General features: G+C 40.9%; 24 protein-coding genes and 1 pseudogene. 14 read left to right on the plus strand and 11 right to left on the minus strand.

Translation table 11 applies throughout. The annotated features are described in order from the left end of the window. Positions 1-69: 69 nt before the first annotated feature. Positions 70-810 (plus strand): hypothetical protein, encoded by a 741-nt coding sequence (locus tag KJB35_RS01365; RefSeq protein WP_285469066.1) that lies wholly within the window; start codon positions 70-72, stop codon positions 808-810. Between the two features lie 590 nt (positions 811-1,400). Here the strand turns inward: KJB35_RS01365 and KJB35_RS01370 are convergent. The 8 genes and pseudogenes from KJB35_RS01370 to KJB35_RS01400 all read right to left on the minus strand — a co-directional run bounded on the left by KJB35_RS01370 (position 1,401) and on the right by KJB35_RS01400 (position 7,679). Then, positions 1,401-2,021 (minus strand): hypothetical protein, encoded by a 621-nt coding sequence (locus tag KJB35_RS01370; RefSeq protein WP_285469067.1) that lies wholly within the window; start codon positions 2,019-2,021, stop codon positions 1,401-1,403. Positions 2,022-2,138: 117 nt separating this feature from the next. Continuing rightward, positions 2,139-3,128 carry a hypothetical protein gene (locus KJB35_RS01375; RefSeq protein WP_285469068.1) on the minus strand — a complete coding sequence of 330 codons (990 nt, stop codon included), beginning with the start codon at positions 3,126-3,128 and terminating at the stop codon, positions 2,139-2,141. Between the two features lie 140 nt (positions 3,129-3,268). Continuing rightward, positions 3,269-3,553 (minus strand): hypothetical protein, encoded by a 285-nt coding sequence (locus KJB35_RS01380; protein WP_285469069.1) that lies wholly within the window; start codon positions 3,551-3,553, stop codon positions 3,269-3,271. 86 nt (positions 3,554-3,639) lie between these two features. Continuing rightward, a complete protein-coding gene (locus tag KJB35_RS28415) occupies positions 3,640-4,455 on the minus strand; it encodes a methyl-accepting chemotaxis protein (protein WP_373417387.1) in 816 nt (271 codons plus the stop codon). Between the two features lie 24 nt (positions 4,456-4,479). Next, a pseudogene (locus KJB35_RS28420) lies at positions 4,480-5,631 on the minus strand (FIST signal transduction protein); the annotation flags it as partial. A gap of 290 nt (positions 5,632-5,921) precedes the next feature. Further along, a complete protein-coding gene (locus KJB35_RS01390) occupies positions 5,922-6,395 on the minus strand; it encodes a hypothetical protein (RefSeq protein ID WP_285469071.1) in 474 nt (157 codons plus the stop codon). Positions 6,396-6,705: 310 nt separating this feature from the next. Next, positions 6,706-6,993, minus strand: a complete 288-nt coding sequence (locus KJB35_RS01395) for a hypothetical protein (protein WP_285469072.1) — start codon at positions 6,991-6,993, stop codon at positions 6,706-6,708. Positions 6,994-7,004: 11 nt separating this feature from the next. Next, positions 7,005-7,679 (minus strand): hypothetical protein, encoded by a 675-nt coding sequence (locus tag KJB35_RS01400; protein ID WP_285469073.1) that lies wholly within the window; start codon positions 7,677-7,679, stop codon positions 7,005-7,007. A 438-nt stretch (positions 7,680-8,117) separates the two neighbouring features. On the opposite strand from KJB35_RS01400, the gene KJB35_RS01405 reads away from it, so the two are divergent. From KJB35_RS01405 to KJB35_RS01420, 4 genes are all read left to right on the plus strand, one after another. Further along, the gene (locus KJB35_RS01405) at positions 8,118-8,678 is read left to right on the plus strand and encodes a hypothetical protein (RefSeq protein ID WP_285469074.1); all 561 of its coding nucleotides are present in this window, start codon (positions 8,118-8,120) and stop codon (positions 8,676-8,678) included. Positions 8,679-8,851: 173 nt separating this feature from the next. After that, complete coding sequence (locus KJB35_RS01410) at positions 8,852-11,512, plus strand: phospholipase effector Tle1 domain-containing protein (RefSeq protein WP_285469075.1); 2,661 nt, start codon at positions 8,852-8,854, stop codon at positions 11,510-11,512. Then, the gene (locus tag KJB35_RS01415; RefSeq protein ID WP_285469076.1) at positions 11,502-12,134 is read left to right on the plus strand and encodes a hypothetical protein; all 633 of its coding nucleotides are present in this window, start codon (positions 11,502-11,504) and stop codon (positions 12,132-12,134) included. Before KJB35_RS01410 ends, KJB35_RS01415 begins: the two co-directional genes overlap by 11 nt. A 342-nt stretch (positions 12,135-12,476) precedes the next feature. Continuing rightward, positions 12,477-13,934, plus strand: coding sequence for a hypothetical protein (locus KJB35_RS01420; RefSeq protein WP_285469077.1), 1,458 nt, complete (start codon positions 12,477-12,479; stop codon positions 13,932-13,934). A gap of 404 nt (positions 13,935-14,338) precedes the next feature. On the opposite strand, the gene KJB35_RS01425 is transcribed toward KJB35_RS01420, so the two are convergent. Together KJB35_RS01425 and KJB35_RS01430 are read right to left on the minus strand one after the other, a co-directional pair. Further along, a complete protein-coding gene (locus KJB35_RS01425; RefSeq protein WP_285469078.1) occupies positions 14,339-14,755 on the minus strand; it encodes a hypothetical protein in 417 nt (138 codons plus the stop codon). Positions 14,756-14,811: 56 nt separating this feature from the next. After that, positions 14,812-15,435, minus strand: coding sequence for a hypothetical protein (locus KJB35_RS01430; protein ID WP_285469079.1), 624 nt, complete (start codon positions 15,433-15,435; stop codon positions 14,812-14,814). A 384-nt stretch (positions 15,436-15,819) separates the two neighbouring features. Here KJB35_RS01430 and KJB35_RS01435 point away from each other — a divergent pair, with 384 nt between their 5' ends. From KJB35_RS01435 to KJB35_RS01475, 9 genes are all read left to right on the plus strand, one after another. Beyond that, positions 15,820-16,341 (plus strand): hypothetical protein, encoded by a 522-nt coding sequence (locus KJB35_RS01435; protein WP_285469080.1) that lies wholly within the window; start codon positions 15,820-15,822, stop codon positions 16,339-16,341. 16 nt (positions 16,342-16,357) lie between these two features. Next, a complete protein-coding gene (locus KJB35_RS01440) occupies positions 16,358-16,621 on the plus strand; it encodes a hypothetical protein (RefSeq protein WP_285469081.1) in 264 nt (87 codons plus the stop codon). Positions 16,622-16,773: 152 nt separating this feature from the next. Beyond that, positions 16,774-18,552 carry a hypothetical protein gene (locus KJB35_RS01445; protein WP_285469082.1) on the plus strand — a complete coding sequence of 593 codons (1,779 nt, stop codon included), beginning with the start codon at positions 16,774-16,776 and terminating at the stop codon, positions 18,550-18,552. 131 nt (positions 18,553-18,683) lie between these two features. Further along, on the plus strand, positions 18,684-19,175 hold the full coding sequence (locus KJB35_RS01450; RefSeq protein ID WP_285469083.1) for a hypothetical protein: 492 nt from the start codon (positions 18,684-18,686) through the stop codon (positions 19,173-19,175). 50 nt (positions 19,176-19,225) lie between these two features. Beyond that, complete coding sequence (locus KJB35_RS01455) at positions 19,226-19,603, plus strand: hypothetical protein (protein ID WP_285469084.1); 378 nt, start codon at positions 19,226-19,228, stop codon at positions 19,601-19,603. A 148-nt stretch (positions 19,604-19,751) separates the two neighbouring features. Next, the gene (locus KJB35_RS01460) at positions 19,752-20,423 is read left to right on the plus strand and encodes a hypothetical protein (protein ID WP_285469085.1); all 672 of its coding nucleotides are present in this window, start codon (positions 19,752-19,754) and stop codon (positions 20,421-20,423) included. 372 nt (positions 20,424-20,795) lie between these two features. Then, positions 20,796-20,939, plus strand: a complete 144-nt coding sequence (locus tag KJB35_RS01465) for a hypothetical protein (RefSeq protein ID WP_285469086.1) — start codon at positions 20,796-20,798, stop codon at positions 20,937-20,939. A gap of 164 nt (positions 20,940-21,103) precedes the next feature. Beyond that, a complete protein-coding gene (locus KJB35_RS01470; RefSeq protein ID WP_285469087.1) occupies positions 21,104-22,000 on the plus strand; it encodes a M48 family metallopeptidase in 897 nt (298 codons plus the stop codon). An 86-nt stretch (positions 22,001-22,086) separates the two neighbouring features. Beyond that, positions 22,087-24,351, plus strand: a complete 2,265-nt coding sequence (locus KJB35_RS01475; RefSeq protein WP_285469088.1) for an FtsK/SpoIIIE domain-containing protein — start codon at positions 22,087-22,089, stop codon at positions 24,349-24,351. A 61-nt stretch (positions 24,352-24,412) separates the two neighbouring features. Here the strand turns inward: KJB35_RS01475 and KJB35_RS01480 are convergent, their stop codons facing one another. Further along, positions 24,413-24,796, minus strand: a complete 384-nt coding sequence (locus KJB35_RS01480) for a hypothetical protein (RefSeq protein WP_285469089.1) — start codon at positions 24,794-24,796, stop codon at positions 24,413-24,415. Between the last annotated feature and the right edge of the window lie 2 nt (positions 24,797-24,798).

Below are 24,798 nucleotides of genomic sequence, written 5' to 3' on the forward strand. Positions count from 1 at the left end.
TGTTGAAAATTTCGGTGTTAGATTATAAAACCCTCTTAGATTCAATTTATGTGAGAGATTTTTGTAGTTATGGAGCAACAGATTGCGAGTCAAATTAGCCTTGAGAGGCTAATAAAAGCAGGCGTACAAGACCTTGATGGTAAACCAATTAAAGTGACCTCGTTCCGCGACTGTGACTTTCTAGTGAAAATGGAAGATACTCTTGATCGTGTGGTGATTAACTGGATTCCATCTAAACAAACAGGGTTTAGCGGAGAAGAGATTGTCGCAGCGGTATACATTCAATCAAAAGACGGCAGTATTTCTTTAGATTGCGACTACCAAGACAACTTAAGACTAAGCGATTTAAAGACTAGCTCGGTGCAAGAGATTCATGTTCAGAATGAGCTTGCCTACAATGCCAGAAAAGCAGCTCTTAGTATTTTGGAGGTCATTGCGGCCAATAGCCAAAATTTGTTTGTAAGTTGTATAGCGGAGTTGCAGGCTGAAATAGAGAGAGTTCAAGAGATTAAGAAGCAAGCTGACGATGAACAAAAGCGTGTTTTTGATAACTTCACGGCACGACATGAGCAAATATCTCGTGTTGAAGCTAAGAGCATCGTCAAAATCCTACAACGACAAGCGGATGAGAGAGCTATGTCAGAGACAATTGAAGTGCTTCTCTTTAACAGTAATGGTAAAACGGAAAAGAGAGGTCTTCACTGCGCCTCATCAGGTACAAGTAAATATTACTGGTTCGAGTCGGATGGCAGTATTGTTCCTGAAAACAAAGTGACGGAGTTCATTGAGCAAGGTTGGAAGGAAAAATAGGTCTGACAAATCTAACCCCGCAAATTAGAGCGGGGTCGTGTCATTTTTGGAGGCTAAAAATTCTAACGCCTTTTCCATAGTTGTGGTCTGTGTGCTCAATGCGCTTGTATTTCTTAAGCTGGTTTGCTGCGCGTTTCGATAATTGAGGCTGACCAACAACATCCCAATTATTGTGGTTTTTAATTTTTTGCGTAATTAGTTGAATGCAAAAACCATTGTCCATGAATCGGTCATGTTCTCCTATCTCGTATTCATAGCGCCCAACTTTTATACAACAAATCAAACTCACTCTCCTTTAATTAGTTTTCGGTAGAGACGATACCCAGTATTACCGTCCATGTTCTTGCAGCTTAGAAGAACAATATGGACGCTATCGCAATCAAATTCAACACTCGTTGTGATTTTGTGGGCTAGCGACCTAGCATAACTTATTGGGCTTCCATGCGTGCTTGATTCGATAACGTAGGGCGTAGGTTTGAACCCATTTGCTGTTAGAGTTTTTTCACGACTACCGCTGATCGTTATATTTTCTTTCTTTAGCCAAGTTTGATAGTGCTCTGCACGGTAGATGGGCATATCGAACCTCCAGTCTAGCAAGTCGATTCATAAATAGTATTCAGTTCGTAAATTGCTTGTTTATCACGGTTAACTACTAAGTCATCGTAAATTTTCAAAACCACAAGTTTTAGGATTTGAGTCTTAGACGTAAGCTTTGTGTTCTTGGTGATTTTGTTGATGTGATTTGTAACGCGGCGTCCTTTGAAGGAGATACGACCATCTAAAGTGCCTGAGAGTATAGGGGATGTAAGTCTTTCTTCGGTGTTGCCAAGATAGTTTTTATCTCTAGAGGCTTGGCAGAGGTAGTACTTTAACACATTGTTGCTGAATGATGCCGTACCAACTGCGTTGTATGAAGCGACATACAAGATGTCACAGAGGTGACTAGGCACTCTGAACTCAATTGAGGCGCGTTTAGGAACCTTTTCTGTGGATGAGTCTTTAGTTGAGGACTCTACAGAGCTAGCTGGTGCACTTTGCGGTGCTACCACAAAGAAGTCGAAGCAAACATCACATACAAGGCATAGAATCCCTTTTTTTAAAGTTTTCTGTTCGCCCGATGTAATATCAAGTCTTTTATATGTTGCTGGTGTTTTAGCTTTGCAGTTGCAACAATGAACAGTACCGTGGTCTCCGGTTTTATGGATTATCATGAAAGCATCTCTTTGTTAATAATGCCACAATGGTACGACAGATTTCGTAATAGGGCAATGGAGATATAAAAAACCAGCCTTTACGGCTGGCTTTCAACATGAATTGAGTCTTGCGCCTTACTCTGTCGGTGGCTTGATACCAAAGTAGCTGTCTTGCAATAGATACGGTGTACACATTGCTGGTGGCAGAAGTGGTTGGTTCATTGATTCAAAGTTGATGATTCGGCCAGTAACATCTCCACGAGGCATGGCAACCGCAGGGATTGCTCCTACGTCTGTTGTGTCATCAAATAGATTGTGAGAAATGTTAACGTATGTGCTTTGTTCATCACGCTCATAGTGGAAGAATGAATCATTTTCTGAGCGAGAGAAATGAACATTTTCTACAGAAAGGCCATTAACGTGAATATTTTCAATGGTATCAATAAAGGTTGTTCGACCATTTGCGCCAGTTGGTTCGCCGTAAATATCAAAGTCTTTTAGTTTGATATTGGTGAAATATGAGTCTTGAGTGTCGTCAACCAGCAAAGCTAAAACCCAGTCATTGCGACGTTGGATTGTAGCACCAGACAGGTTTAAGTTTGTGATTCGTGAATCGTTTACAAACTCACCAAGAAGAGTTTTAACATTTTCTAGTTTAACTCCAGAAAGGTCGATTGATAAATCAGTTAGCTCTACATTTTTCAGAGAGTAAAACAGCATCTCAAAAGGCTTACCAGTCGTCACTAAGTTATTAAAAGTAACGTTGCTCCAGCGCTTGTCGACCCATAGGAAGAAATCTTCATCATTGTTGTGGATGGTTGTGTTTTCAAATGTGATGTCTTGAAGATTTAATTTGCGAGCAAAAACCGAGCTAGTGCTGTCGAAGTTTAAGTTACTAATGGTAAAGCCATTGCCGTTAATTGTGTATGTGATGTTTTTAGTTAGAGTTGGTGAGTTTTTGCAATCAAGGTCGCGATTTAACTCAATGTATGTACCGTAATTACGGTTGTTGAAAAACTCTACAAACTGATCGCAAGTATCAATTGTTAAATAGTCGGTTGCAGATACAGATGGAGCAAAGAATGTAGGCGCAATGAGTCCTAATACTGGTAATAAGTGTCGCATTTAGACAGTTCTCTTATGGTGTTGTTAGTGCGCCAGATTGTACACTCAACTTCACACATATCCAGAAATATTTTTGCCATAACGCTACATATTTTTCCTGCAACTGTGAAAAAGAACAAAGAACTGTGCTGTTTTATTGATTAGGAATCCAATAACTGAATTACCTTTGTTAGTACATCCAATAGACAGTTTGGGTTTTGAGTTAATTCTTCAACAAGGGCATTGAGTTCAGATACTGTGTTTTGTTTTTGCTGCGCTCTAAAAGCTATGACCATCGACACCATGATGCCAATGCACACTTGGGCGGCTTCTGAAGACAAACCTTTAGATTTGATGTCATCGTGTATCGTGAGGATGTATTGACTGTACAGCTTTTCGAGTGTGATTGTGTTGTTGGTTTGGAGGTGGGTTACATTTGATGCCATTGTGAGCTCCTTGGTTGTTTCGAATGAGTGTAGGAAATATTTTCAAAAAAAATAAGGCGTCCTACGAACAGGACGCCATATTGAGTTTATCTTTGGCTTCCACCTTGAATCATATTTTTCACTTCTTTCAGCTTTTCAATTTCTGACTGCATATCGCGGTACTGATGTACTGCATCCGTAAGCCCTTTAGATGCATTCCTCATTGAATCACTGGCTGTGTGGAACTCTGAAGTAAGAAACTCTAAGTTCTCGTTCAACTGGGCAGAGTTAAGGCTTAACTTCTCTACAGTCTCCTGATTAGTAGATAGCTGATCACTCATGTCAGAAACGCTACTATTAAGCTCACTTATGCTCTCAGCGCTCTCACTTAGCGATGTTTGAGTTGATTGAGCCAGCTTTCGAACTTCATCAGCTACTACAGCAAAACCACGACCATGCTCGCCTGCACGAGCTGCTTCGATAGCTGCATTAAGGGCAAGCAAGTTTGTGTTGTCAGCGATTGTGTGGATAACATCCATCACTTTACGTATGCTTTCTGCTGATTCGTTTAGTGAGTTGGTTTTTGGTAAAAGCTCTTTGCTATTTTCAAAAGCTACGTCCAGTTCAACAAAGTGGGCTTTAATGGATTCATCAATATCCGAGATCGCAAAGGTGATTTTTTCACTCAGAGTTTCGATAATATCAAGACCTGATGCTAGCTGTATCAGGTCGGAAGAAAGCCTTTCAGATGTATCAAGCAGCTTTCCGTTAATTTCAGATACTGTCTCGGCACGCTTCCTGCGTAGACCGCTAAAGTATTCTATTGACTCTGAATAGAATACAGGGAAGTGAGTGATGTTCTCTGATAACTTGATTGTTGGTGTTTTTTCAAAAAAGAGTAGGCTTGTTAGCGTCTCGTTCATATGTAAGCCATGGAGCTCACCAAAGCTCGAAAAGCCAGCAATAGCTCCGAAGTTTGTGAAAGAGTTGAAGTGTTTGAGACGATTGGAATTGTTAAGTCGGCGTAGAATGCAGTCCACCGCTATGCCGCCAATGGGTTGGGGTTTTCCAGACAAGAAGTCTCGAAGATCTCTCTCTACTGAGCTTACAATATCTTCCCTAGAGACAATGAAGAGCTCATCGCCAGCCTCTATTTCGCAGAAGAAACTAACAAAGTTATTTTCAAAGTCCAATCCAGCAATTGAGCGAACAAAATCATGTCCTTCATTCACGATAGCAAAACTATGAGCGCTTAGTTTTTCTTGAAGTTGTTCCGGCGTTTTAGTTCCAAATGCAAGATGCATAGCATCGATGATTGGTACAGGTTCTTGGTTTTCACCTAATACGTGGGTTACTTTCCTTTGGAGTGGGTTGGCACCAACTACTTTCAAGCTTCGTTTAGTATGGCTAAAGTTACGAGAGGTGAAGATGTCAAAACAGTAATTTTCCTTAACCTTCATAAAAGCAACAACAGCAGAGCCTTGAACTACGTTTGTGCCATCAAACATAAGTGTTTTGTCGAAGTCCAAGGAGCCACCAGCGGAACCACCAATGAAGTTACAAGGGAAACACTTGCTTCTGTATACAGCCTCCATAAAGGCCGTCTCAGAGCTACTAAGTCCGTCGATTAGAGTTAAGGCAAAAGAGTTACTATGGTCAAGTGTGAACGGGATGTTTAGCGTACTAAGATGATCTTTAATTCTTCTGGCTTGAGCATTAGGTTTACCCTGCTCGCGGTGATCTATGTAAAGAGGTATCGTGTGGATACTTACTTCATCGATTAGATCGGCGGAATAGGCCATTAATGATACTTCCGGCGTAGTTTCTACACAGTAAAAATCATCTGTTTCATTATTGATTTGTCCGGAGCCCGTCGTTGCAATAAAGTTGCTGTTTTCAGGGAGCGCGTTTTTGATGTCGTTGATAGCTTGTTCGAAATGAGAAACCTCATAAGATACGAATGCAATTGCAAAAGCTGCGTCACTAGGGTTTAGTTCGGAAACAGCTTTTGCGACTTCACTAGCACTTCCAGAAAACAGCTTAATCGGTTCATTTTTAACAGATTGTGACTGTTTAAATCTAAATATGTCTTTGAGCATAAAAATATTTCTGTTTCTAATAACAGTAAATTTATTTTTCAATTCCCAACAACAATGTAAATGCAAAAAAGATGTTAATTCTCAAACCTGAGAAAAAGAGTCTTTATTTGTAATAAATGCAATTAATTCAATAAGTAATGTAGATCATAAGTAAGTGGCTATCTTGAATGTAAAACCGTTTGCGATGTAACAGTAATGTAGACTTTGCATAATCTTCTAATTGTTTTTTGTCGTTTCTTTGAAGTGTATCAAAGAGTGCGTTGTTCCACTTTTGTTTAACGAACTTGTGTTTATGCTTTTCTAAATCCGAGGTTTGCCAGTTCTAAATTAATTTCGCATAAGCGGTTTAGTTTTTGAATGGTTTTGCGCTCAAGTTCTTTTACTCTTACCCACGTTTGCCCAGCTTGGGTTATCAACCTTTCATGTTGTTCTTGAAGGTGTTTTCCTTTTTCAATTTTTTGTGCGAGGCGGGTTTGGATTTGTAAAACTGCATTCATGTCTTCAGAGTAAAAGGCTGACGTTCTTTCGTTGATAAGTTCGAATATTTCGTTATTTTCTTTTGCAATTTGCTCTTCAGCTTTTTTAATTTCGATGAAGATATATTGGTGAGGGCTGTTAGATTTCAGGCTAACAACTTCTATCTCATGGCCTTTAATCTCAGCATTTAGTGTGTTTGATTCATTTGAGAGTTTTTTCAATGCCTCCATTGCTTCTTCTTTTTGTTTTTTGTTTTTCCCGTGCGTATCTAATTTTAGCGCTAACATACTGCCTCCAATAACTATTGAGATGGAAGGTACAAGGATGTGCAGGGCTTTGCAAACAAGTGCTTGAGTGCATGAAATGGGAGTATTTTATGAGGCAATGCTGAATAACGTAGACAAACCCACGTTCATTGAAAGTTAAAGGTGGAAAAGTAGGGTTGGTAACGTAGAGATATCAACGTTATGAGGTTAATTTTTGAGTGCTTTTCTAGTTCAGGAAAATATTAAGAACTGCACGTTTTTGTTAGGTAGATCACATTGAGTGTTTGGATTCTGATTGAGAGCCGGATTTTCTCTCCGGCTTCTCGGTGTTCTAACGATTTGGAAATTCCAACTCTTGTTTGAGTAAGATGAGTACTACTTTGACCATTTTCCCCCAGTCGTTGTCATCAGCCTTTGGATCGGGATCTAATCTGTCTAGTTTAAGGCAGACGTCCAGAGGAAGTTCGCCTGCTGTTCTTAAGTGGTGGGGCACTTCCGCGATCGCTTCAGCAACATCGAACTTGTACTGCGTGGCCTGAGCAATTGTTGATTGGTGGTTGTTTGGGTGTCTTAGCAGTATGCACACAAGGTCGTGCATAATCTCGTCATGAATATGCATTTGGTTCATTTTTAGAAATTAAACGTTGCATTAAAGCTAACTTCGTCTTCCCCTAAGCCTTCAACGATATATTGGTAACCTACATTAAAATCAGCATTGTTGACCGTGTAGCCAATTTTTGGTGTTAAGCTGATTGCAGTTTCGTCATCAACAGCAGCATCAACAGAAGCGCCGATATAAAGGGGGTTTTTTACATAAAACGCACTTCCACCAGCAATGAACTGAACCTTTGAGTCTTCGACATTGTAGTAGTCGGTGGTGATGTATCTACCTCCGATATTTCCAGTCAGCAGAAATTCACGTTGTCTGTTTAGGTATTCACTTACAACAAATTTTGCGTCGAGAGACGTTTTTGTTCCAATTTCGTCGAAGTCATTGTGTTCAGCGCCGAAGGATACGCCAGTACGAATAAGTCCGGTTCCCCACTCATCGCGTTCCGACAACTTGATCACAGCACCACCGCCAAATGACATGCTTCCTTCATCAGTAACATGTGCTCTTGCAAGTATGTTTGGTGATACATTAAGGCCAAGGTCTGCGCGTGCGGCACCGTCTGAATAATGAAGGGCAGCTAGAGACTTCATATTGAGTGGGTCTAGTGGGTGTTTGTAAGTTGTTTTGTTGTGAGCAAGAGCAGGTGTAGAGCATATTGCTAACGTGAGTAGTGAAAGAGTTACTTTTTTCATGTCACTTAATTTTTATCTAATTAAAGTAATTCTTTTGGTAGAAAGCAAATGCAAGAAAGCCCCGACACTTTTCGTATCGAGGCTTTCGGAGCTGACAGAGGGTGGTTAGTCCTCAGCTAAATCTTGAATTGGGTGGTTGCCCTAGCGCGGTAGAAGAAGCGCAAATTCAATTTAGCTACAGTTTAAAATTTTCCCTTATTTCTAAGGGTGTTAGGCAACATTAGTCGTAGAGTGGTTAGTTCCACGCTTGGATGGTAAGTCCATTAGAGCCTAAAGTATTACTAGGTTAAGTAAAGTACTTGTAAACAGTGAAATCATTTGGAGTCTGATTTCTCTGTACGGGAAGAACTCTAGCATAGTGGTATTATGAGTCAATGTTTTTTTTGGTTTTTTGGAAAGTTTTTTTGAAATTTCGTAAAATTTAAATAAAACAACCAAATGAAAGTTATCAACTTTGCCGCATCCAGTGACGATCCTAGTTATTTAATGGATGAGCTTTGCTCTTCTATTCGCTATATGCTGGAAAATAATGTTTTTGGGAGTTTGAAGACAGAGTCCATTATTGTCTCGACTCTACAAGAGAGAAGATGGTTAAATTCACCAGAGCGTGTGGCAGAGATCGAAAGTCGATTGTCTGATAATACGAAGTTTTTAAGTGTTCTTCATAGGCATGTGAAGTATGCAAGCAATATTCCGCAAGAAAGAAGAAATGCGTATTACGGCGAGTATTTAAACTATGAGGCGGCAGAAAGATTGTCCGTAGAGCCAGTATCAATCGGTGATAAGGTCTTCAGCCCTGAGCGACTAGCGATGCTTAAGTCAGAAAAGGAAAGAAATCGTCTTGAGAAGAATAGTGAACAAAAGATTTTGCGAAGTGAGGCTCCGCCGAATCCTTTTGCTGATAAAATAGCAAGGATGATTAAGGAACGTAAAGATTCATATCCTTCCATGACAGAGCCTGCTTCGGTGAAACGAGAAGGTGGGCGGTTAACACTTTAGTGAATCTAACTTTTCGATTTAAAGAGGCTTTGGTTAAACCAAAAGCCTCTTTTTCTTAAATCGTTATTTTGCCTATTATTTTGGTAGAAATGACGTCTCAATCAGACACTCTGCTTAAAGACCAAACAATATGCTACTGGTAAAATATACATTTCGATTATGAAGTGTATTTTATGCCGATAGAATTCCCAGAGCCTAAGTGGTTGAGAAGTGCGGGTTATGCGCCTGTTCAGGATGACGTGCCCCTTTCGCCTCCAATGCCTATACCTGTAACCAATTCTGAGCCTACAGCAAACTACGAGTGCCGTATAAAGGTTCACGCCCCAAAATCCGATATATCTTCCCTAAAACTGGGCATTTTCACGATTGGAAAATCTGAGAATGAGCCAGCGGTAAAACGTTGGCAATCGGAGGAGGGGGTGGAACCGACCCTTCACACAATTATGTCAAGTGAATGCCTTACTGACGACCCGAAGGCGCTTCTTCATGAATATCATAAGGATTTTGGGCTGAGTAGTGCTTTCGACATTACACCAAAACCCATCGGTTCAGACTATATCAATGCTGAATTTGCTCCTTTGCTTCCATCCGTAGAGTCGGAAGGGAGGTTAGGCTGGGCAACACATGGATTTTATTACTACTTCTATGATGGAAAGCTATATTACGAGCTGGACATATTAGGAGATGGGAAGTGGGGTTGGAAGGTAACGCGATCAACCCAAGAAGGAATTTTAGAAGACCCAATTAGTGGTCAGATTTATAGTGCGCTTCTCATTCCTGTCAAGATTGAAGGGCAAGAGCCAAAACCTCAACATATCATGTACTCCCGCAGGAAGATGACGAACGATCAGTTAGCTGAAGTGAACGCAGAATGGTTGGGTACTAACGCAACTCTTCTGGACACGGTGGCAATGGTGGAATCATTGAACCAAAAGCCGATGGAGCGACAGTTGTTAGCTGAAGGCTCTTCAGAATCTGTTGAGAGTAAGAAGCATACGGTCAGACCTAAAGATGGTGGTCAACATGAAACTTGGTCTGATATTGCTTCGATGTATGGTTTGTCCCCTAAGGGGCTTCTTGGTCTTAATCCTGAGTTTGAGAGTGACCCTATGTCACTCAAATCGGGTGATAAGCTTATTGTTCAGGCGACCACATCATCAATAAGTGAAAAGCAGAACTCAGAATCACCATCTCCTTTATCGGAACTTGAAGAGGGAGGGTTTTATATTCTGGGTAACGTGTGGGGGCAGTATAGTGACCCAAGGCTTTCTCCTTCAGTAAAAAATATCTTCGCACAAAAGGGGGTTTCTCAAACAACCCCAGTATTGAATGTTCGAAAGGTGGAAGAGAAGATTCTACGCATTGGTGTTTTCTTTGATGGTACAGGGCAAAACTACCTTAACGACAAGTACAAGGAGACAATGGGTGTTAAGTCTCGAACCAATGTAGCTCGGCTATTTGAGGCTTACCCTTTAGCTGACGGTATTGAGCATAAAATCTATGTTTCTGGCGTGGGAACGGTCGATGACGCATGGAAAAACCCTCAGCTAATCGATGAAGGTAAAGACGAAAGCGGTCTTGCTCAAGCGTTCGGCGTTGATGTTATGAATGTGCCTCTGGCAGACAGTGCTCTTAACTCGATCTATAACGACAGCTTGTCAGAAACAACGGAAACTGGTGCATTTTACAAATGGCAAAATTGGACAAATCAGTACTACGACATTATCAGTGGCCTGATTAGAGATGGGTTATACGATGCTATCACTCATGTTCAGTTTGATGTTTTTGGCTTTAGTCGTGGTGCAGCCTTGGCAAGACATTTTGTGAATGCTGTTAAAGATGGTATTCCTGATTACTCTAAACCACGAGTTAAGAAGAAATGTGGGGATATCTATCCGAATCTACTTGGTGATCAGACAGTTGCATGTTTTGACAAAATGAATGGTTATTTCCCAGAAGAAGATAAGACTTGTGGAGTTCGGTTTACTGGGCTTTTCGACACCGTAGGTTCATTTTATCTAGCAGGTAATCAGGATGACGGTAACTTTGTTCTTGGTTTGGATATGGATAGTTCCGAAGTAGTTTACCAAGCGTGTGCTTATCATGAATACAGGAAAAATTTCCCATTAACATCTCTATTCGCAAGCGATGGACTCCTTGCTAGTAACTTCCATCAGGAGGTATTTCCGGGCTGTCATACAGATATTGGTGGTGGTTACCCTTCCAAGGAGCAATATAAGAATACAAGCCTTCCTGAGCGGTATGGCATTCCACCAGCTGCGACTTACAACAGAGAGCTTATTAAAACAGAGTCAATTGTTGAGCGTGTAAGAGGAGCTCAATCCTCATATGAGGCATCAGCGATATCGGATTTGGCATTCAAGGAAGCAGATTCGCGATGGCAAATGGAATGTAAGTCTCACGGTGTGCATGGTTTGGTTACGTTGGTTAATGGTGTCATTTACTATTACGAACTCCAAGCGATAAGTAACGGTCTATCTGCATTGCCATTAGAGAGGATGAAACAGCAGGCTGCTAAGGTGGGGGTAGCGTGGCAGGATGACGAATATATTTTACCAATAGACTACTCCAAACAGACAGGTGTAGATGTTGAATTAGGGTCTCTATGTGGCAAGTTTCTCGATCTTCCTGTAGGGTCAATTCAGCCAGCGGTTTGGCAACGTGAAATTGAACAGAACGGCAAGTTCTGGGTTCACCGTCCTCATGACGCCTTGATAAATGCAGGCTGTGAAACGATGTATGACAGAGTCGTGAATGATGTAACTAGAGAAGGTAATCAGTTGAAGCGTGTGGTGTTCGATAATGAAGTGTAAGGCATTAACTGTTTTAGGTTTGACGGTATTGATGACTGGTTGCGGCAAAGAATCTGCGCCTAAGACCGTGGCCTCAATAGGGCAGGCAGGCAGCTTGGGCGGTTACTACGGTATATCGCGGATGGTAGTTGGCGATATTAATGGTGGTGGTGCAGGGTTTGGGTATGGCTCGGTTAGTGGTTGCTGCGCTAGCGCTTCAATTGGGATTGGGGTTCCGTCTTCAATAGAAGGTGAGTGGCGCAGCGGGTGGACTAGTGATAAGAGCAAGGAGGAGTGGCGTGAAAAATGGGAGCCGCGTCGAGGTGAGTTTCCAGAGTCACCTACTTGGTATCGTATCAAGAGCACTATCGATAGTGAGCAGGCTGAAAAGAAAATCCTAACAATGAACAGGTACTATAAGAATCATACTGCGAATCCAGTAATGAGAGTCCTTGTGGATGGTGACAAGGTTATGCTCTTCTATGGACTGAGTTGTACTCCTGAGCTTAACGATGATTGTACGGTTCGTGAAAATGCCGATCCTAATGGATGGGTGATTACATCGCCTAACAGTAAACATAAGGGTGCTACAGTGGTAAAGCTCTTTGAAGGAAAAGGTGAGTCATCTACTTCCCCATATTAGTAGAAGCGTATATGTGATTTGAATCGCATTAATCTGATTGACGCTTAAGTTGATGTCGGGCACGTTCAAAGCGTGTCCACCTAAGCTCTGGGCGTTAATCCTTCTCCGCACAAGACATTCCGTAATCAATGGTGCAGAGGATAGTCAGGTGCAATGGTAACACCTGTTTTTCTTCGTTAGATTAGTTTGGAGCTGGTGGTTGTTATTTTGCATTTGGTTAACTAAGTTTATCCAAAAATGTTTTTCCATAAAAATCATCTCAAAACAAGATCTGCTGTTTTTCATTCTGCTTACTTAGCTTACTCCTCTCGTTTTTTCGATATATCACAGGACAACAAATGCATGGCAAAGCAGGAGAGCCTCTACAATGCCATGAATTCATTGTTCGAGTATTTTTCTAAGCCATTCATCGACGATAGTTATTCATCACGAAAAGTTAGGAAGGTGAAAAACAAGTTGGTTTTAAGCACTAATGAGTTAGAGGTAAGTAAGCGCTTATTTATCGATGATACATTGTGTAAATTACTGGCACATCATCATGACTACGTTGATGATAGAACGTTTGTAGATGGTCTTTCTTCTAGTGTTAGGGCTAAATTAGACACTTGGACAGAGGGTGTCGGGTTTCAAGATGAGGAGTTGCCTCGTAGTCCCATTGAATCAGTAGCTTCATTTAGCCAAGTGGAGCTCTCTAGAGGTAACATGTTTGTTGGTAGCGCGATGTCCATGTGCCGCGATGCAGTATTGGTTAACAACTCGGTTATTCATAATGGCACCATTTGGGCAATTGAGATCGGCTCTGTTGAGCACATTGCATCTGCTCTTAACGAAGCTGGAGTGTCTAGCAAGGTGATACAAGGCTTTGACGTCGATAGCTTGTCGCAAAGTAAGATTTATTTTGAGAACTTACATGACGAATTCATCCTTGAAGTATTATTTGGCTCTCTTCAAACATCCCTAAGTAAGTTAGGCAGATGTAGAGAAGAGAAGAATGCTTATTCAGAGATGATGAGTGCTTTGCTACGACAGTTAAAGAGTGCTGAACAAGGTTTGGATGGTTTTGTAAGGAAGGTATTGTCTCCTGATTTATATACGTTCAAAAACCTATTAAAAGCATTTGAGCGTGAAGAGCTGAATGAAAACTGGGGCTGTAAAACTAAAGCATCAGATGTAATACCCTTATTCTCTCGAATTTATGGATGTGACCTAACGGATCTCGATAGCGTACCAAGCGGCAAGATGAAGGAAGTTACCGCTGCGCTCGAAGATGTAAAGAAATTGGTAAGTGTACTTTCTAGAATCACTTCAACCAACAGAAGTGATTGCAAGTTTGATGCGAAAGAGATCATGTACTCAAGCGGGGAACACAACATTTTTGTTGGAGAAGAACTCGCTTTCTTAATGGCGGTCTATGCAAAAACATGTCGCGTAGTATACAACTTAGATTTTAGTGGTAACGTGCTGGATGCTAACTTACCTAGCATCTTTGTTGAATCCAACAAGAGAAAGCTCGATTACTACTTTACTATGCCGTCTGTAGGCCGTTTTGGTAGTCCCATGAACATGTTCTATTGCGAGCACGAGGAGGATTCTGACACCTTGTTAAGAGATGTTCCTGCACTTTACGCAAATAGTTATATTATAGTGCTCGATAAGATTAACTCTGTAGACAGGGTCAGTGAGTATGTTCTAAGAAGAACTTTTGGTTACTCCCCTCGTAACTCAGACTCTTTAGGTGTGCTAGAAGATTACGCAAAAGATTTGGCCGAAAGATATAAGTTATTTATCGTTCACGCTTAATTCGCTTTTGGTGAATTGACCTCTCAAACCACTAATCTAAGCTCTGAATCTTCAGGGCTTTTTTTTGCACAAAGTATTCCCTCCCTTCATCTATCAAGCTGGGAAAGTAAGTCGTTAAGTGTTAGACATCCACCAGCATCAAAAAAAAGACCCCGCGTTAGCAGAGTCTTCATTGGGTATTTTCCATGGCAACCTACAAGAAATTGTGGCACCTGAATTTTAGTTTCACACTTAACGGTAGTGACTCTCCGATTTCTTTAACTTCACACTTAACGGTAGTGACTCTCCGATTGTTTACCAATCAAAAGCAATCTTCGCGATTGGTGAGAAAAGATTAGGATATCCTTTTCTTAAATGGAACCCCTACCTTCTAATCACACAACAAAAGCACGATACAGGTACTATTATTGCTCTTCAGTCGACTTAGGGATGTTATTCAAAAGTGATGCAAATGGGTCTGCTGAGTTTTTAGGTAAAAGCATGGCGATTGCGTTTACTAATTGGGTCTCGAACTCTTCTTTTGTGATAGGGGTGTAGTAACCTTCAAGTTGGTCTTTATGATTAAAACCTTTTAGCTTGTCACTCGAAACGCAAACAGTTTGCCCACAGTCGAAAAACTCGATAATTGTCATATTGCATTCTTTGTCAACGAACACATAAGAGTCATCACCTGTATGGTCTTCATCTGGGTTTTTTCTGTAGTGAGGAAGTTCAATTGTGCGGCTTTCTGTTTGAACCTGTACTTGTACATTGTGTTCGTAGGTGAAAGATACGCTTTCGGTATTTATCTTCATCGCTTCGTTATTTTTTTGAGAGTTCATGCTTAATTACTTTTTGGTTAAAACACCCATCTAAATGAGTGGTGATTAAAAGAGCTCTAGTAGTCGGAAAACTCAGTTTGAGCTTTACCTGTTAGAGCGAATGAGATTAAGCAAAGTACGTTTGGGACAAACGTGTTCCCCATGTGTCCATCATAGAAGTATGATGCTGATGCTAACTTTCCAGATTCATCCAAAAGAGACGTGTGGGTTAACTCTAGTGTTGAGTTGGTAAAGAACCCGCAACATTCGCAGTCATGGTCAGTAGATTCTCCGTCTACCATAACCTCACTCGGAAACAACGAGCTTAGTATGGTTAGAGCGTCGCGTTCGTCGACCGAGCACTCGAAGTCCATAAATGCAGATATGAGGTTGAATACGTTGTTGTTGTACTTTCCGGACTCTTCTTGATCAAAGGGGTTGGCCTCCACCTCAACGACACTACCATGATAGAGTGTATTGCCAATTGAGTCTCTGATTAGAATCTTGTTCTCAAACACACTTTTGACGGCATTCCCTTTATAGTCAGTGTCGTCGTACTCAAACCCCTCGATAGTTACAAGCAATGGTAACTTCCAATTAGTAAGAGTTTTAAACTGATCTGTGTCTTTTGTGAGCTTAATTAAACACTCAGATTTTAAAGGGGTAGACATCAGTTGTATGACTTCAACGCAGTTTTGCATAATCTATCTCTTCTTGTTGGTTTATGTTTAGCTCGACAGGGTAACAAGCACCACGATTGCACATGCTTTACACCGTCCATTCATAGGCAGCATTAATGAGACAATGATTCACTATGACTAAAGAATTTACAGCCAAAGAACGTAGTATGTCTTATGAGTCGTCTATAGCGGTTGGAGTGCCGAGTTAATTTCTGATTTTACCATCAAAAAGAGTCCCACTATTCATTTGAACAAAACTATTAGGCGTTTTTGTTTGTTTTGAATATTGAGAATTGAATCATAATGCCACTATTTTGGTGTTGTTACAAAGTTTTTTAAAACAGTTGATACTGTATTTATTTGTGGTACTATGGCTCAAAATTTACAACGGGAACCATGACAATCATGCTTTCACCATTAACTGAAAGACAGAGAACTGTCCTACTTACAATCATTCAGCGAGAACTTTCTGGCGGCGGTTATTACACCATCAAAGAACTGGCTGAAGCCTTCTCAATGAAGAGCCAAAATGGGATGCAAGAGCATGTCAACGCCCTTAGGAAGAAAGGGTATTTGGAATCAAGTGAAAAGGGTAAGTCCCGAAGTATTGTTGTAGATCGCCGTGTGCTACTTATGATTGCACAAAAGGGGTCTCCTATGATTGATGAGTTCTCACTCAAGGCTGCCGCTTTAGAAGACTTGATTGGCCTGAAACTCGCTATCGAGCATGAATGCTCAAAACGCCAGTTTAATGTTGCGGGTTTGAGCGTAAGAAGAACCAATTACATGCCAAGATTGATTGACTCCAAATTCCGTGACGCTTGTTATGGTAAACCTATTTTTAGGGAAAACTCACAACTGACAGACGACGACATTGAATCAAACCTGTTGTTGCAAATGGACGAGAACTTTCGCGAGGTTGGGTAAAATTATGGGGGCAGTCATGCTTACACGAGATGAAGAAATCATCGCAATGGCTTTGTTTGGGCGAGGCACCGAAGAGGTAAGTTTTGCGAATGCAGAAAAGATTCACTCGCGATCAAAAGCCGCTTTGGATGGGTTAGTGGATAAGCAAGCCATCACCGTGAGCAAAAGCGGAAACTCGCTTTACTACAAAGCTTGCAAAGACGTAATAGGTCGTCCTTTGAGTGACTTTAAACCCCAAACAAAGGAAGAAGATTTCCCATTAACACTTGGGAATTATTGAAAGATCCAATGAGCCAAACAACAGAAGGCAAGCGTTATTGAAGTTTGTTGTTTGCTGTGTTTGTTCGATTTTAAAAATTAGGGCAGCAATGCCCTTATCACTATGACTCCACCCGACTTCTGTTTAAGAGGGCGGCAAAAGGTAAGTATTTTATGAACCAATTTCTCTATTGGACGACATTAGCCATTGTTATCCAACTTTGTATGGGGATTTTCGCACCCCATGTTATGTTCCTGAATCGTACACGATCAATATTGGGCAATGTTGCAGTTCTCTTAAAGGGTGTATCCTTCGCGGTAATTATAGGGTACATCTTTGGTTGGTGTGCAATGGCCTCACTGTATTTCTCTGTTAACTTTCTGATCGTACTTCTCGCAATTTTTGCACTGGCGGTCATTCACAGAACCGCCTTTACTGGAGGTTTGGGAGAGTACATTGAATACCGTCAGGAGATTATCCGATTACGTTGGGTTCTGGGTGTTTGTGTAGTAATGGTTGCTGCATTTTGGGCTGTCACCTCTTCAAGTATTACTCGACACAAAGAGATTGCAGAACTACTTGATATCTCAGAGGTGGAACAGTCTCTATTTGCATCGGTTGAAGAGCCAGAAATGCGCGTTATGCCAAAAGATGCTGCATATGAAGTCGCTAAAAAGGCACTGGGTAAGCGAACAGACGACGGGCTTCAGTTAGGTGCTATGTACGGCATCAATAAGGAAACAATGACTTTACAGTACTTTGATTCGCGCCAGTACTGGATTGCCCCTCTGGAGCATAAAAGCATCCTGAAAGAGATGCGAGCTGACGGAATTTATGGTTATGTGAAAGTGAAAGCTGACACTGCTGATTATGAACCTGAGCTAGTGAAAAGCCACATGCGTTTCTCTCCATCCGCCTCTTTTGGTGACAACTTGAAGCGCCTGATTGTGACTAATTATCCAGCTCGCAATAAGCAAGAGCGAAAGTTCATGATCGACGACAAGGGACGACCTGTCTTCGTGCAGTTCTTTAGTAAGAATGGTGTTGGCTATTCAAACGACATCTTTGATGGTGGCGTAATTGTGGATGCTGTTACTGGCGACATGACGGAATTTGAACATGGCAACCCACCAAGTTGGATGAACTACTCAATATCAGAAAAAGTTCTCCTATCACGCCTGAATAGCTGGGGACGATTCCGAAACGGCTTCATTAAAGGTTTGTTTGGGAACCAAAGTCTGATGGTTCCAACTTCTCTGAATGAAACTCAAACACTTTACTTCGTTGATGTTGTAGGTACTTCAAACGGAAAGGCGTTTTACACGGGATTGACGAATAAGAGTGGCAACAACGCAAGTGCGGGTATGGTCTATGCTGACCCTATTACTGGCAATATCTCACTCTATTACCCTGATAGCACAGCTAGTCCAGATGAAGAGGCGATTATTAAACAAGTAGAGGCTGCTTTAGGTATTAACGCAGATCGTTGGACTCCGACAGAGCCAATTCCTTATCGTGTTTATGACACCATTGATGTTTGGTTGACCCCTATTGTTAGTAAAACAAACATCGTGGTAGGGTATGCGTTCTCTGATGTGAATACGCCGAATCGAACCGTATGGGATAAAGATCTGGCCGTTGCGTTGAATAAGATGATGAGCTTAGGAGTAAACTCTGGAGCAGTGCCAAACTTGAGCTTAGCAAGCACTTATTTCGGTGTAGTAAGAACGTACGTTGTTGATAACGAAAAGGCGTACATTACGATCAGAAGCAGTGATGGTGTTGTTCCTAAACTCTTTGAGTGTGATGGCTCACTTATCTCTGGAATGCCTGAGTGTTTGGCTCTATACACAGGTATGGAAATAGCAGTTGATGCTCACTCACGTGGTAGAAAACGCGCTTCAATTGCCCACATCCACGACTCAGTATTAGAGTCTGATGAACTTCACTAAAGTATGTGAATAATTGTTGAGTCCATTTGGGAGTAGATCTACAAATGGACTTAATATCGAATGTTTTTTAAGGTGGCAATAATTGTTAAAAAAAACGATTGTGGCACTATTGTAAAATTAAGAAAGGTCTTATGGCTGCAATAGAGAAAATTTGTGAGTTCTCTGGTGAGTATCCAGCTTGGTTAATGTATGGGTACAAGCGAAACCACATACAAGTAATCCCTAAGTATCGAAAAATGTTTCGTGGTGCTCAAGCAACGCTGCACTTCTTCAAAGGCGAGCCTTGCTTGGTTCGATTTAAGGGCGGGGAAATTGATAGAATCACAAGCTATCATAGCAATGACTTGTCCATTTATGGTGACGCCTTCGCTAACGAAAAAGAATATCTGCGCTTCCTTCGTAAAGAAAAGCGACAGTACCTCCGAGAGCGATGCTGGTTTGCACTAGAAGTTTTTGATGAGCAGCTAAAAGGTGAGGTCGAAGGTGTTTACACAGAGACAACTCTAAGTCCAAAATGCGTTATTCGTCGTATCAAAAGGCTTGTGGCAGATAACAAGCTAAAAGTAGTACGACATGACTGCTCCATTGTTCAATGGCAAAACGAAAGAGACGCTTCAGAGTAAAAGGTTATAGTCATTCAAATTTGATGCTGGTGGATGTTATTGGTGAGCGGATGAAACTAAATCAAGACGAAGTGAGCTTCTTCAAACGTACAGATGATGATTGGTGTGGTTCATTCCAACTGTCTAGCGGTGAAAAATTAGTATGTATCAGCTTTTTTTCTGATTATGATTTTGACCACTTGCCATACGACATCTACGAGTCTGCATATGATGAATTCAAAGCGGCTTACGGCAATGAAGTTACTAATCAGATGAACAAAACCTTTGGAATTAAGCATTGGTATATTGCAGCATCTGGAGACGATGATCTTGTGATTAAGGTTAAGTATAAAGATAGGGATGTCGCTATGTCTGACCTATCCGCATTGCTCAACAAAGAACTCGTTAACTTAGGTGACATGTCCAACCTAATCGGTGAAAGAGTTTAGTCAACAAATTATCCACGCGTCAGAGGTAAAGGTTTCTTTGGCGAAATTTCATTAACAAACATAAGGTGGTAGAAAATTGATTCGCTACATGATCAGAACAAGAGGTTATGAACGACTTAGTAACTAAAAAAACTAAGTAGGTAATAACATGATCGTATACTTAAAATCTATTGATGGTACAAAGAAGCGTTTTGATTCACTTAAAGACCTTTTTGTGTACCTTGAAAACAAACCGCCTTACTATGGGCGCTACAACCGCTGTTACAGCGTTCATACACTTATTGGTGACTCGTTTACTTCTTCTGCAAAGCCTATTGGCTCTGGTTTTGAAGATACGAGAAATCAGGTTTGTAGCTTCTCAATAAGAAAAAGTTTAGGATATGACTGTGGCAAATCTTATGTTCGTAGTGACGTTTGGTTAGCAACAGGAAACAAGTACATTGTACTTGATGATAAAGGTCGAGTAATTTCTAAAGAGCTTGTACTAGCTCGTTATCAACAGCGTTGGGACGCGCTAGTAAGGACTAAAGGGCTTGCTAGACGCATTGGAACGGGAATTAGCACGACTGTTCCGACGACTGGATACAAGTTCGATAAGAATTCACGCAAAAGACTGAGAAAACTCTACAGGGCAACTTCGTTCAACGGTAACGAGGCGAGAGCATTCGATAGCCGTGACGAGTATGACATGACTTTTCCGCCTAGAGCAAAGAGACGTGACATTGTGAAATGCCTTTGGATGCGTGATTACGACTACTACAACGAACGCTTTGTAAGCAAAAGTTGGAAGCAGTCAAAAAAACGTAGACAGTGGATGTAATCTTAAAGCCAGCCAGCAAGGCTGGCTTTTTTATTAAACATTGTTTTTACTGACATTTTAATCAACATAAGTGTTATATAAGGAGATGTTAGTTCATAAAAACCATGCCAAAATTTTATCTGTAATGCACACTTTTACACATTTATAAAGAGTATGAGTAGTGGGTCAAAAAATAGACACTACTGATAGGTCAATCTATTGACTCTAAGTGTCAAGCTGCATAAAACTATTCCTTGTGCGGTGCATCTAGAATGCTCTGTAAAACTATAACCATTAAAGAAAGTTAGATTCATGGTTAAGCATACGAATAGTCACAAACAAACAGAGGAAATCAATAACAAGTCAATTAAGAGGTTCAAGGAGTTTACTTTAATGCTTGGCGTTTTACTTGCTGCGCATCATGGCGTTGGCGTGTCGATCGACTTGCTTGAAAGATTACTTGATTTCTTAAGATTTGCTGAAGATCTTCTTTTGGTTGGGATTAAAGTATTGATAGTTTTGTCTATCTATAAATAGTTTCTTTCTACTAGTAGATAGAATACTGCACAGTAAAAGGGCTGGGCTTAGGCGTCCAGAAAAACGCTAAAGGCTCAGCTCTTTTCCCTCTCTTCATACGCACCTCATATCAACAAAGCAGTCACCGCTTTGCAGTTGTCTAATTCGGGAAGGACTATTTTAAGATGGATAAATTTCTTCAAAAAGAGACAGGCGTACCTTTATGGATAATAGCATTGGGTATGTTTGCTCTAACAATTTTAGTCACATACATAATCGCCTATGTATCTGTGATAATACATATGCTTGACCATTTAAATTGGTGGGGAAACCCCGATCCGCAAGAGCTAACATGGGCGATTCTAACTTTCTTTTCTCTTGCTACTTTGTACCCACTAGGCGCTCTTATTTACGCCTTCTATTCTATATCTGACTCCCAAACCAAAAAGTTCTTTGACCGATATGCGGGTAGTAGGCTAAACGAGAAAGAAGAAGAAATGTTTAGAGGGTTTATCAGTGAAGCCTCTTCATACACGGGTGAGTTTGATGCTTCAACAATAAGGAAGTACGAAAGCGCTGATATAAATGCTTGGGCGCTTGGGACTACTGATGCTGGATACATGAGCTTTTCGAGTGAAACACTTAAGTTACCAGAAAAGGAGATTAAGGGGATCTTCTATCATGAATTAGGTCACCTCGTAACAAAAGACACTCAAAAAGCGGCGTTTGCAAAGGCATTTCAAGAAGCTGTAATTTCTTTTGGTTTGGTAACACCATTAAAAAATATTCTCAGATACACCTTTTTTATCATGACTCAACTCGTCCTCATGAAAGTGAGTCGAGATAGAGAATATAGGGCAGACCAATTTGCTATTGAAGCAGACCCAGATTGTGGGGTTCTTGGAGCTCTGGAGTCAATTCGGGCAAGTAACTATGAAGTGGTTAATCCTGATGAACTCGATGTCTACATGTTTTCACTCAAGTTTGAAGAAGACAGCGTTTTTGCAACTCACCCTACCTTAGACAATAGGATTATTAGAATTGTCGACAAGAAGGCAGCGTCATCATACACAAGTGCTTAACAAAGGATTTAGCCGACTTCGACTATTAAGGAGTCGGCTTACTCTTTTAGATTGAAATCTCCATATTGACATAGAGTGGTATTGGCATGAGCAAGAAACCAATTCTTAGATATTCAGACTTATTTTCAGAACGAGGTAGGACTAAGCTAGCGTCAGTTCACATTGCTTCAGAGGGGGGTAAATATATTGATGCCTTAAAGGAGCATAACTACCTTTATGCAAAATATGGTGAGGCACTAAAGGTAGCTCGATTTGATAAGAAAAGAGGCTGGGAGTTACTCGGACAATTAATAAAGGAGATGGAGTCGGAGCAAATTTTACATGCCTACGCCAACTTTTGGAAAAAAGAAGACGCTGAGAAAGAATATATCGATCTAAAAGGTCGCGTTAAGCAGAGCTACGTCGATAGTGGTGTTTATTGGATGTCACGAAGTGATGATCTAGCGCATCGAGCTGTTTCGGTTCCCTATACCTGTGATATTAAATGTTCGTTAGGTGAGTATTGCATGGCTCGTGCATTCAAAGATCGCAGAGGTGACGAAGGTAGGTTAGCTATTCTTATTGAGCCCATTAAGGGAGCAGTAAACATAAAGACAGTGGAAGCTGCATTAACTGAGATAGCGAGGGTATGTGATTTCACGTACCCTCAATTAGTAGTAGATGGTAATAGGATTGTTGTACAAGAGAACCTTGATCTACTTGAACTTATAAAGAATGCAAATAGTGGTAGATTGTGGGACAAACTTAAGGCAGTGGCTGTTGCTTTAGAGATTAAGGATAAACACGATTCATGTTGTGTTGTTGACGTTACAGGTACTGAAAGTGAACCCGTGGCGATATTGAGCTCTCAATATAGCACCATAAGCTTATCTGAAATCAAGACACGCTCTAACGAGCTTGCTGACTACCTAGGTGTTAAAAGTGTACAAGTATCACCTTATGGCGAAGGTCGAATTAAAATCTGTGAAGACAAAAGCAGAGAAATAGCAGCCTCTAAAGCTGTGCATAAAGACCCTCATGTACGTGTATCTGGTCTATGTATGAATCTTGATTTGAAGGATTCTTCTGGGAGTCTATGCCAATCCTTTTGGTATTCAGTAGGCGGAAAGGAGGTAATTAAGTTTATTTCTGAAAGCGGGTACTTAAAGGCAGAGTTGGTTGAATGCGTCTCTAAGGGTATCTTGAGTTACATGGGATGGAGTGATTGTAAAATCTATCAAGAGGGCGGGACTGTCAATGTAGTTAGGGATGAGTCTGATCTAGAGTTTAGAGAGAAAGTTAAAAGCGACAACATGGCGTCAAGAGCATCAGCATTACCATATAGGTTCGCTCTGAAAGACGTGGTCGGTGGAGATGTAGTTGCAGAATATATTGAAGACGATAACTACATTTTATTGACCTCAGAGGGAGCAAGAGATGTCCCATTTGATTCAGTTATGAATAGGATTCATAGTATCGAACAGTTTTTGGAATGGAAGAATCTAATGGTATCAGTCAATAGAGCGGGCTTAATGATACACGACCACACTTGTAAGCAATCTTCGGTATATATTCCATCACTGGTAAAGCTCAACGATACTCTTGAAGATGAAAGTCGACTTATCACTTACGGGATTACAAATGGCGGAAAGAAAGTATTAGAAAATCTTGATGATTTTAAATCTACCTTGATCGTCGGAAAGGCAGGTTCGGGTAAATCTAATTTCATGAAGGCGCTTATCTATCAGCTAGCGCGAAATCTATCAAATGGTGTTGATGAGTTTGTCGGTATTGATTTAAAAGCCTTGCTAACTTTTGGTTCTCTGGAAGGTCTTAAAAACTTCAAAGTAACAGATACTGCACAAGGGGCAATTGAGATTATAGAGTACGTACTCTCTGAGGTGGAAAGGCGTAACGCAGAGGCAAGGGAATCTAGAAGTCCTAATGGTGTATATCAAGGGGGCAGTCTAATATTTCTTATTGATGAATACTCTGAGATTAAATCAAAAATTCCTCAAAGCGAAGTTGGACGGATTAAGTTGGCAATGGATCGGATTTTGAAAATAGGGCGGTCAGCAAAAGTACTTGTCTTAGCATGTATGCAAAATAGCACCAAAGATGCTGTTGAGAAAAGTACAAAAGACCAATTTAGCAATTTTTTTATGTTTCAAGTGCTCGATAAGGGGTACGCAGACAGTATGTACGATGGGGCAGAAGTTTTAGCAGAAAAAGGGTGGAGACCTATTACATTGAACAAAGGTAGATGTATTGTTCAGCTTGATGGCGAATCTGATTTATTCCAGATGCAAGTTCCGTTGATAGAAAATGATGCTTTTGATGAACTTATGGTCGATTTGGTAGGCAAGAAGTGATTCGACTACTTGCAATTCAAGTAAGCCCGAAACACTCGGGCTTACTTTGGCAGATTGTTTTTTATGGTGAGTCTTTGAGTATTTTCCATGCAAATTGAGCTGGGAGCGAGTAGAGGACAAAAAAGACTTCATCACCAAACCCATGATTGAGATGAGTGAAGCCTACATGCTTATCTCCAGTCTCTTCTCGAAGCTTAAATAACTCAGGCTTTGATGTTATCAATCTTGTTGCTGGGATATGCTCATTGAGTTCTCGAATTTCTTCTAAATTATCTTCATCAAGGAGGAAGCCAATGTGCATTGTTAGTGACAAACCTGTGTGATTGCAGACTTCATAAAGGCTGTCTTTTAGGTGGCTGGGTATTGTCGTAGTGTCTATGCCAAGGCTTGCAAGTCTCTCAAGCGGCACATTCCGCTTAATTCTCTTCTTATCTACGATTTTCAAGG

This window comes from Vibrio sp. D431a (assembly GCF_030248655.1).
GTDB lineage: Bacteria > Pseudomonadota > Gammaproteobacteria > Enterobacterales > Vibrionaceae > Vibrio > Vibrio alginolyticus.

Coding starts and splice junctions, on each gene's coding strand:
- KJB35_RS01380 (WP_285469069.1), bottom strand. CDS start 3,553: ATGGCATCAAATGTAACCCACCTCCAAACCAACAACACAATCACACTC.
- KJB35_RS01445 (WP_285469082.1), top strand. CDS start 16,774: ATGAACCAATTTCTCTATTGGACGACATTAGCCATTGTTATCCAACTT.
- KJB35_RS01450 (WP_285469083.1), top strand. CDS start 18,684: ATGGCTGCAATAGAGAAAATTTGTGAGTTCTCTGGTGAGTATCCAGCT.
- KJB35_RS01395 (WP_285469072.1), bottom strand. CDS start 6,993: ATGCATATTCATGACGAGATTATGCACGACCTTGTGTGCATACTGCTA.
- KJB35_RS01425 (WP_285469078.1), bottom strand. CDS start 14,755: ATGAACTCTCAAAAAAATAACGAAGCGATGAAGATAAATACCGAAAGC.
- KJB35_RS01405 (WP_285469074.1), top strand. CDS start 8,118: ATGAAAGTTATCAACTTTGCCGCATCCAGTGACGATCCTAGTTATTTA.
- KJB35_RS01415 (WP_285469076.1), top strand. CDS start 11,502: ATGAAGTGTAAGGCATTAACTGTTTTAGGTTTGACGGTATTGATGACT.
- KJB35_RS28415 (WP_373417387.1), bottom strand. CDS start 4,455: ATGAACGAGACGCTAACAAGCCTACTCTTTTTTGAAAAAACACCAACA.
- KJB35_RS01455 (WP_285469084.1), top strand. CDS start 19,226: ATGAAACTAAATCAAGACGAAGTGAGCTTCTTCAAACGTACAGATGAT.
- KJB35_RS01470 (WP_285469087.1), top strand. CDS start 21,104: ATGGATAAATTTCTTCAAAAAGAGACAGGCGTACCTTTATGGATAATA.
- KJB35_RS01410 (WP_285469075.1), top strand. CDS start 8,852: ATGCCGATAGAATTCCCAGAGCCTAAGTGGTTGAGAAGTGCGGGTTAT.
- KJB35_RS01370 (WP_285469067.1), bottom strand. CDS start 2,021: ATGATAATCCATAAAACCGGAGACCACGGTACTGTTCATTGTTGCAAC.
- KJB35_RS01440 (WP_285469081.1), top strand. CDS start 16,358: ATGCTTACACGAGATGAAGAAATCATCGCAATGGCTTTGTTTGGGCGA.
- KJB35_RS01460 (WP_285469085.1), top strand. CDS start 19,752: ATGATCGTATACTTAAAATCTATTGATGGTACAAAGAAGCGTTTTGAT.
- KJB35_RS01390 (WP_285469071.1), bottom strand. CDS start 6,395: ATGTTAGCGCTAAAATTAGATACGCACGGGAAAAACAAAAAACAAAAA.
- KJB35_RS01430 (WP_285469079.1), bottom strand. CDS start 15,435: ATGCAAAACTGCGTTGAAGTCATACAACTGATGTCTACCCCTTTAAAA.
- KJB35_RS01435 (WP_285469080.1), top strand. CDS start 15,820: ATGCTTTCACCATTAACTGAAAGACAGAGAACTGTCCTACTTACAATC.
- KJB35_RS01420 (WP_285469077.1), top strand. CDS start 12,477: ATGGCAAAGCAGGAGAGCCTCTACAATGCCATGAATTCATTGTTCGAG.
- KJB35_RS01475 (WP_285469088.1), top strand. CDS start 22,087: ATGAGCAAGAAACCAATTCTTAGATATTCAGACTTATTTTCAGAACGA.
- KJB35_RS01465 (WP_285469086.1), top strand. CDS start 20,796: ATGCTTGGCGTTTTACTTGCTGCGCATCATGGCGTTGGCGTGTCGATC.
- KJB35_RS01375 (WP_285469068.1), bottom strand. CDS start 3,128: ATGCGACACTTATTACCAGTATTAGGACTCATTGCGCCTACATTCTTT.
- KJB35_RS01400 (WP_285469073.1), bottom strand. CDS start 7,679: ATGAAAAAAGTAACTCTTTCACTACTCACGTTAGCAATATGCTCTACA.
- KJB35_RS01365 (WP_285469066.1), top strand. CDS start 70: ATGGAGCAACAGATTGCGAGTCAAATTAGCCTTGAGAGGCTAATAAAA.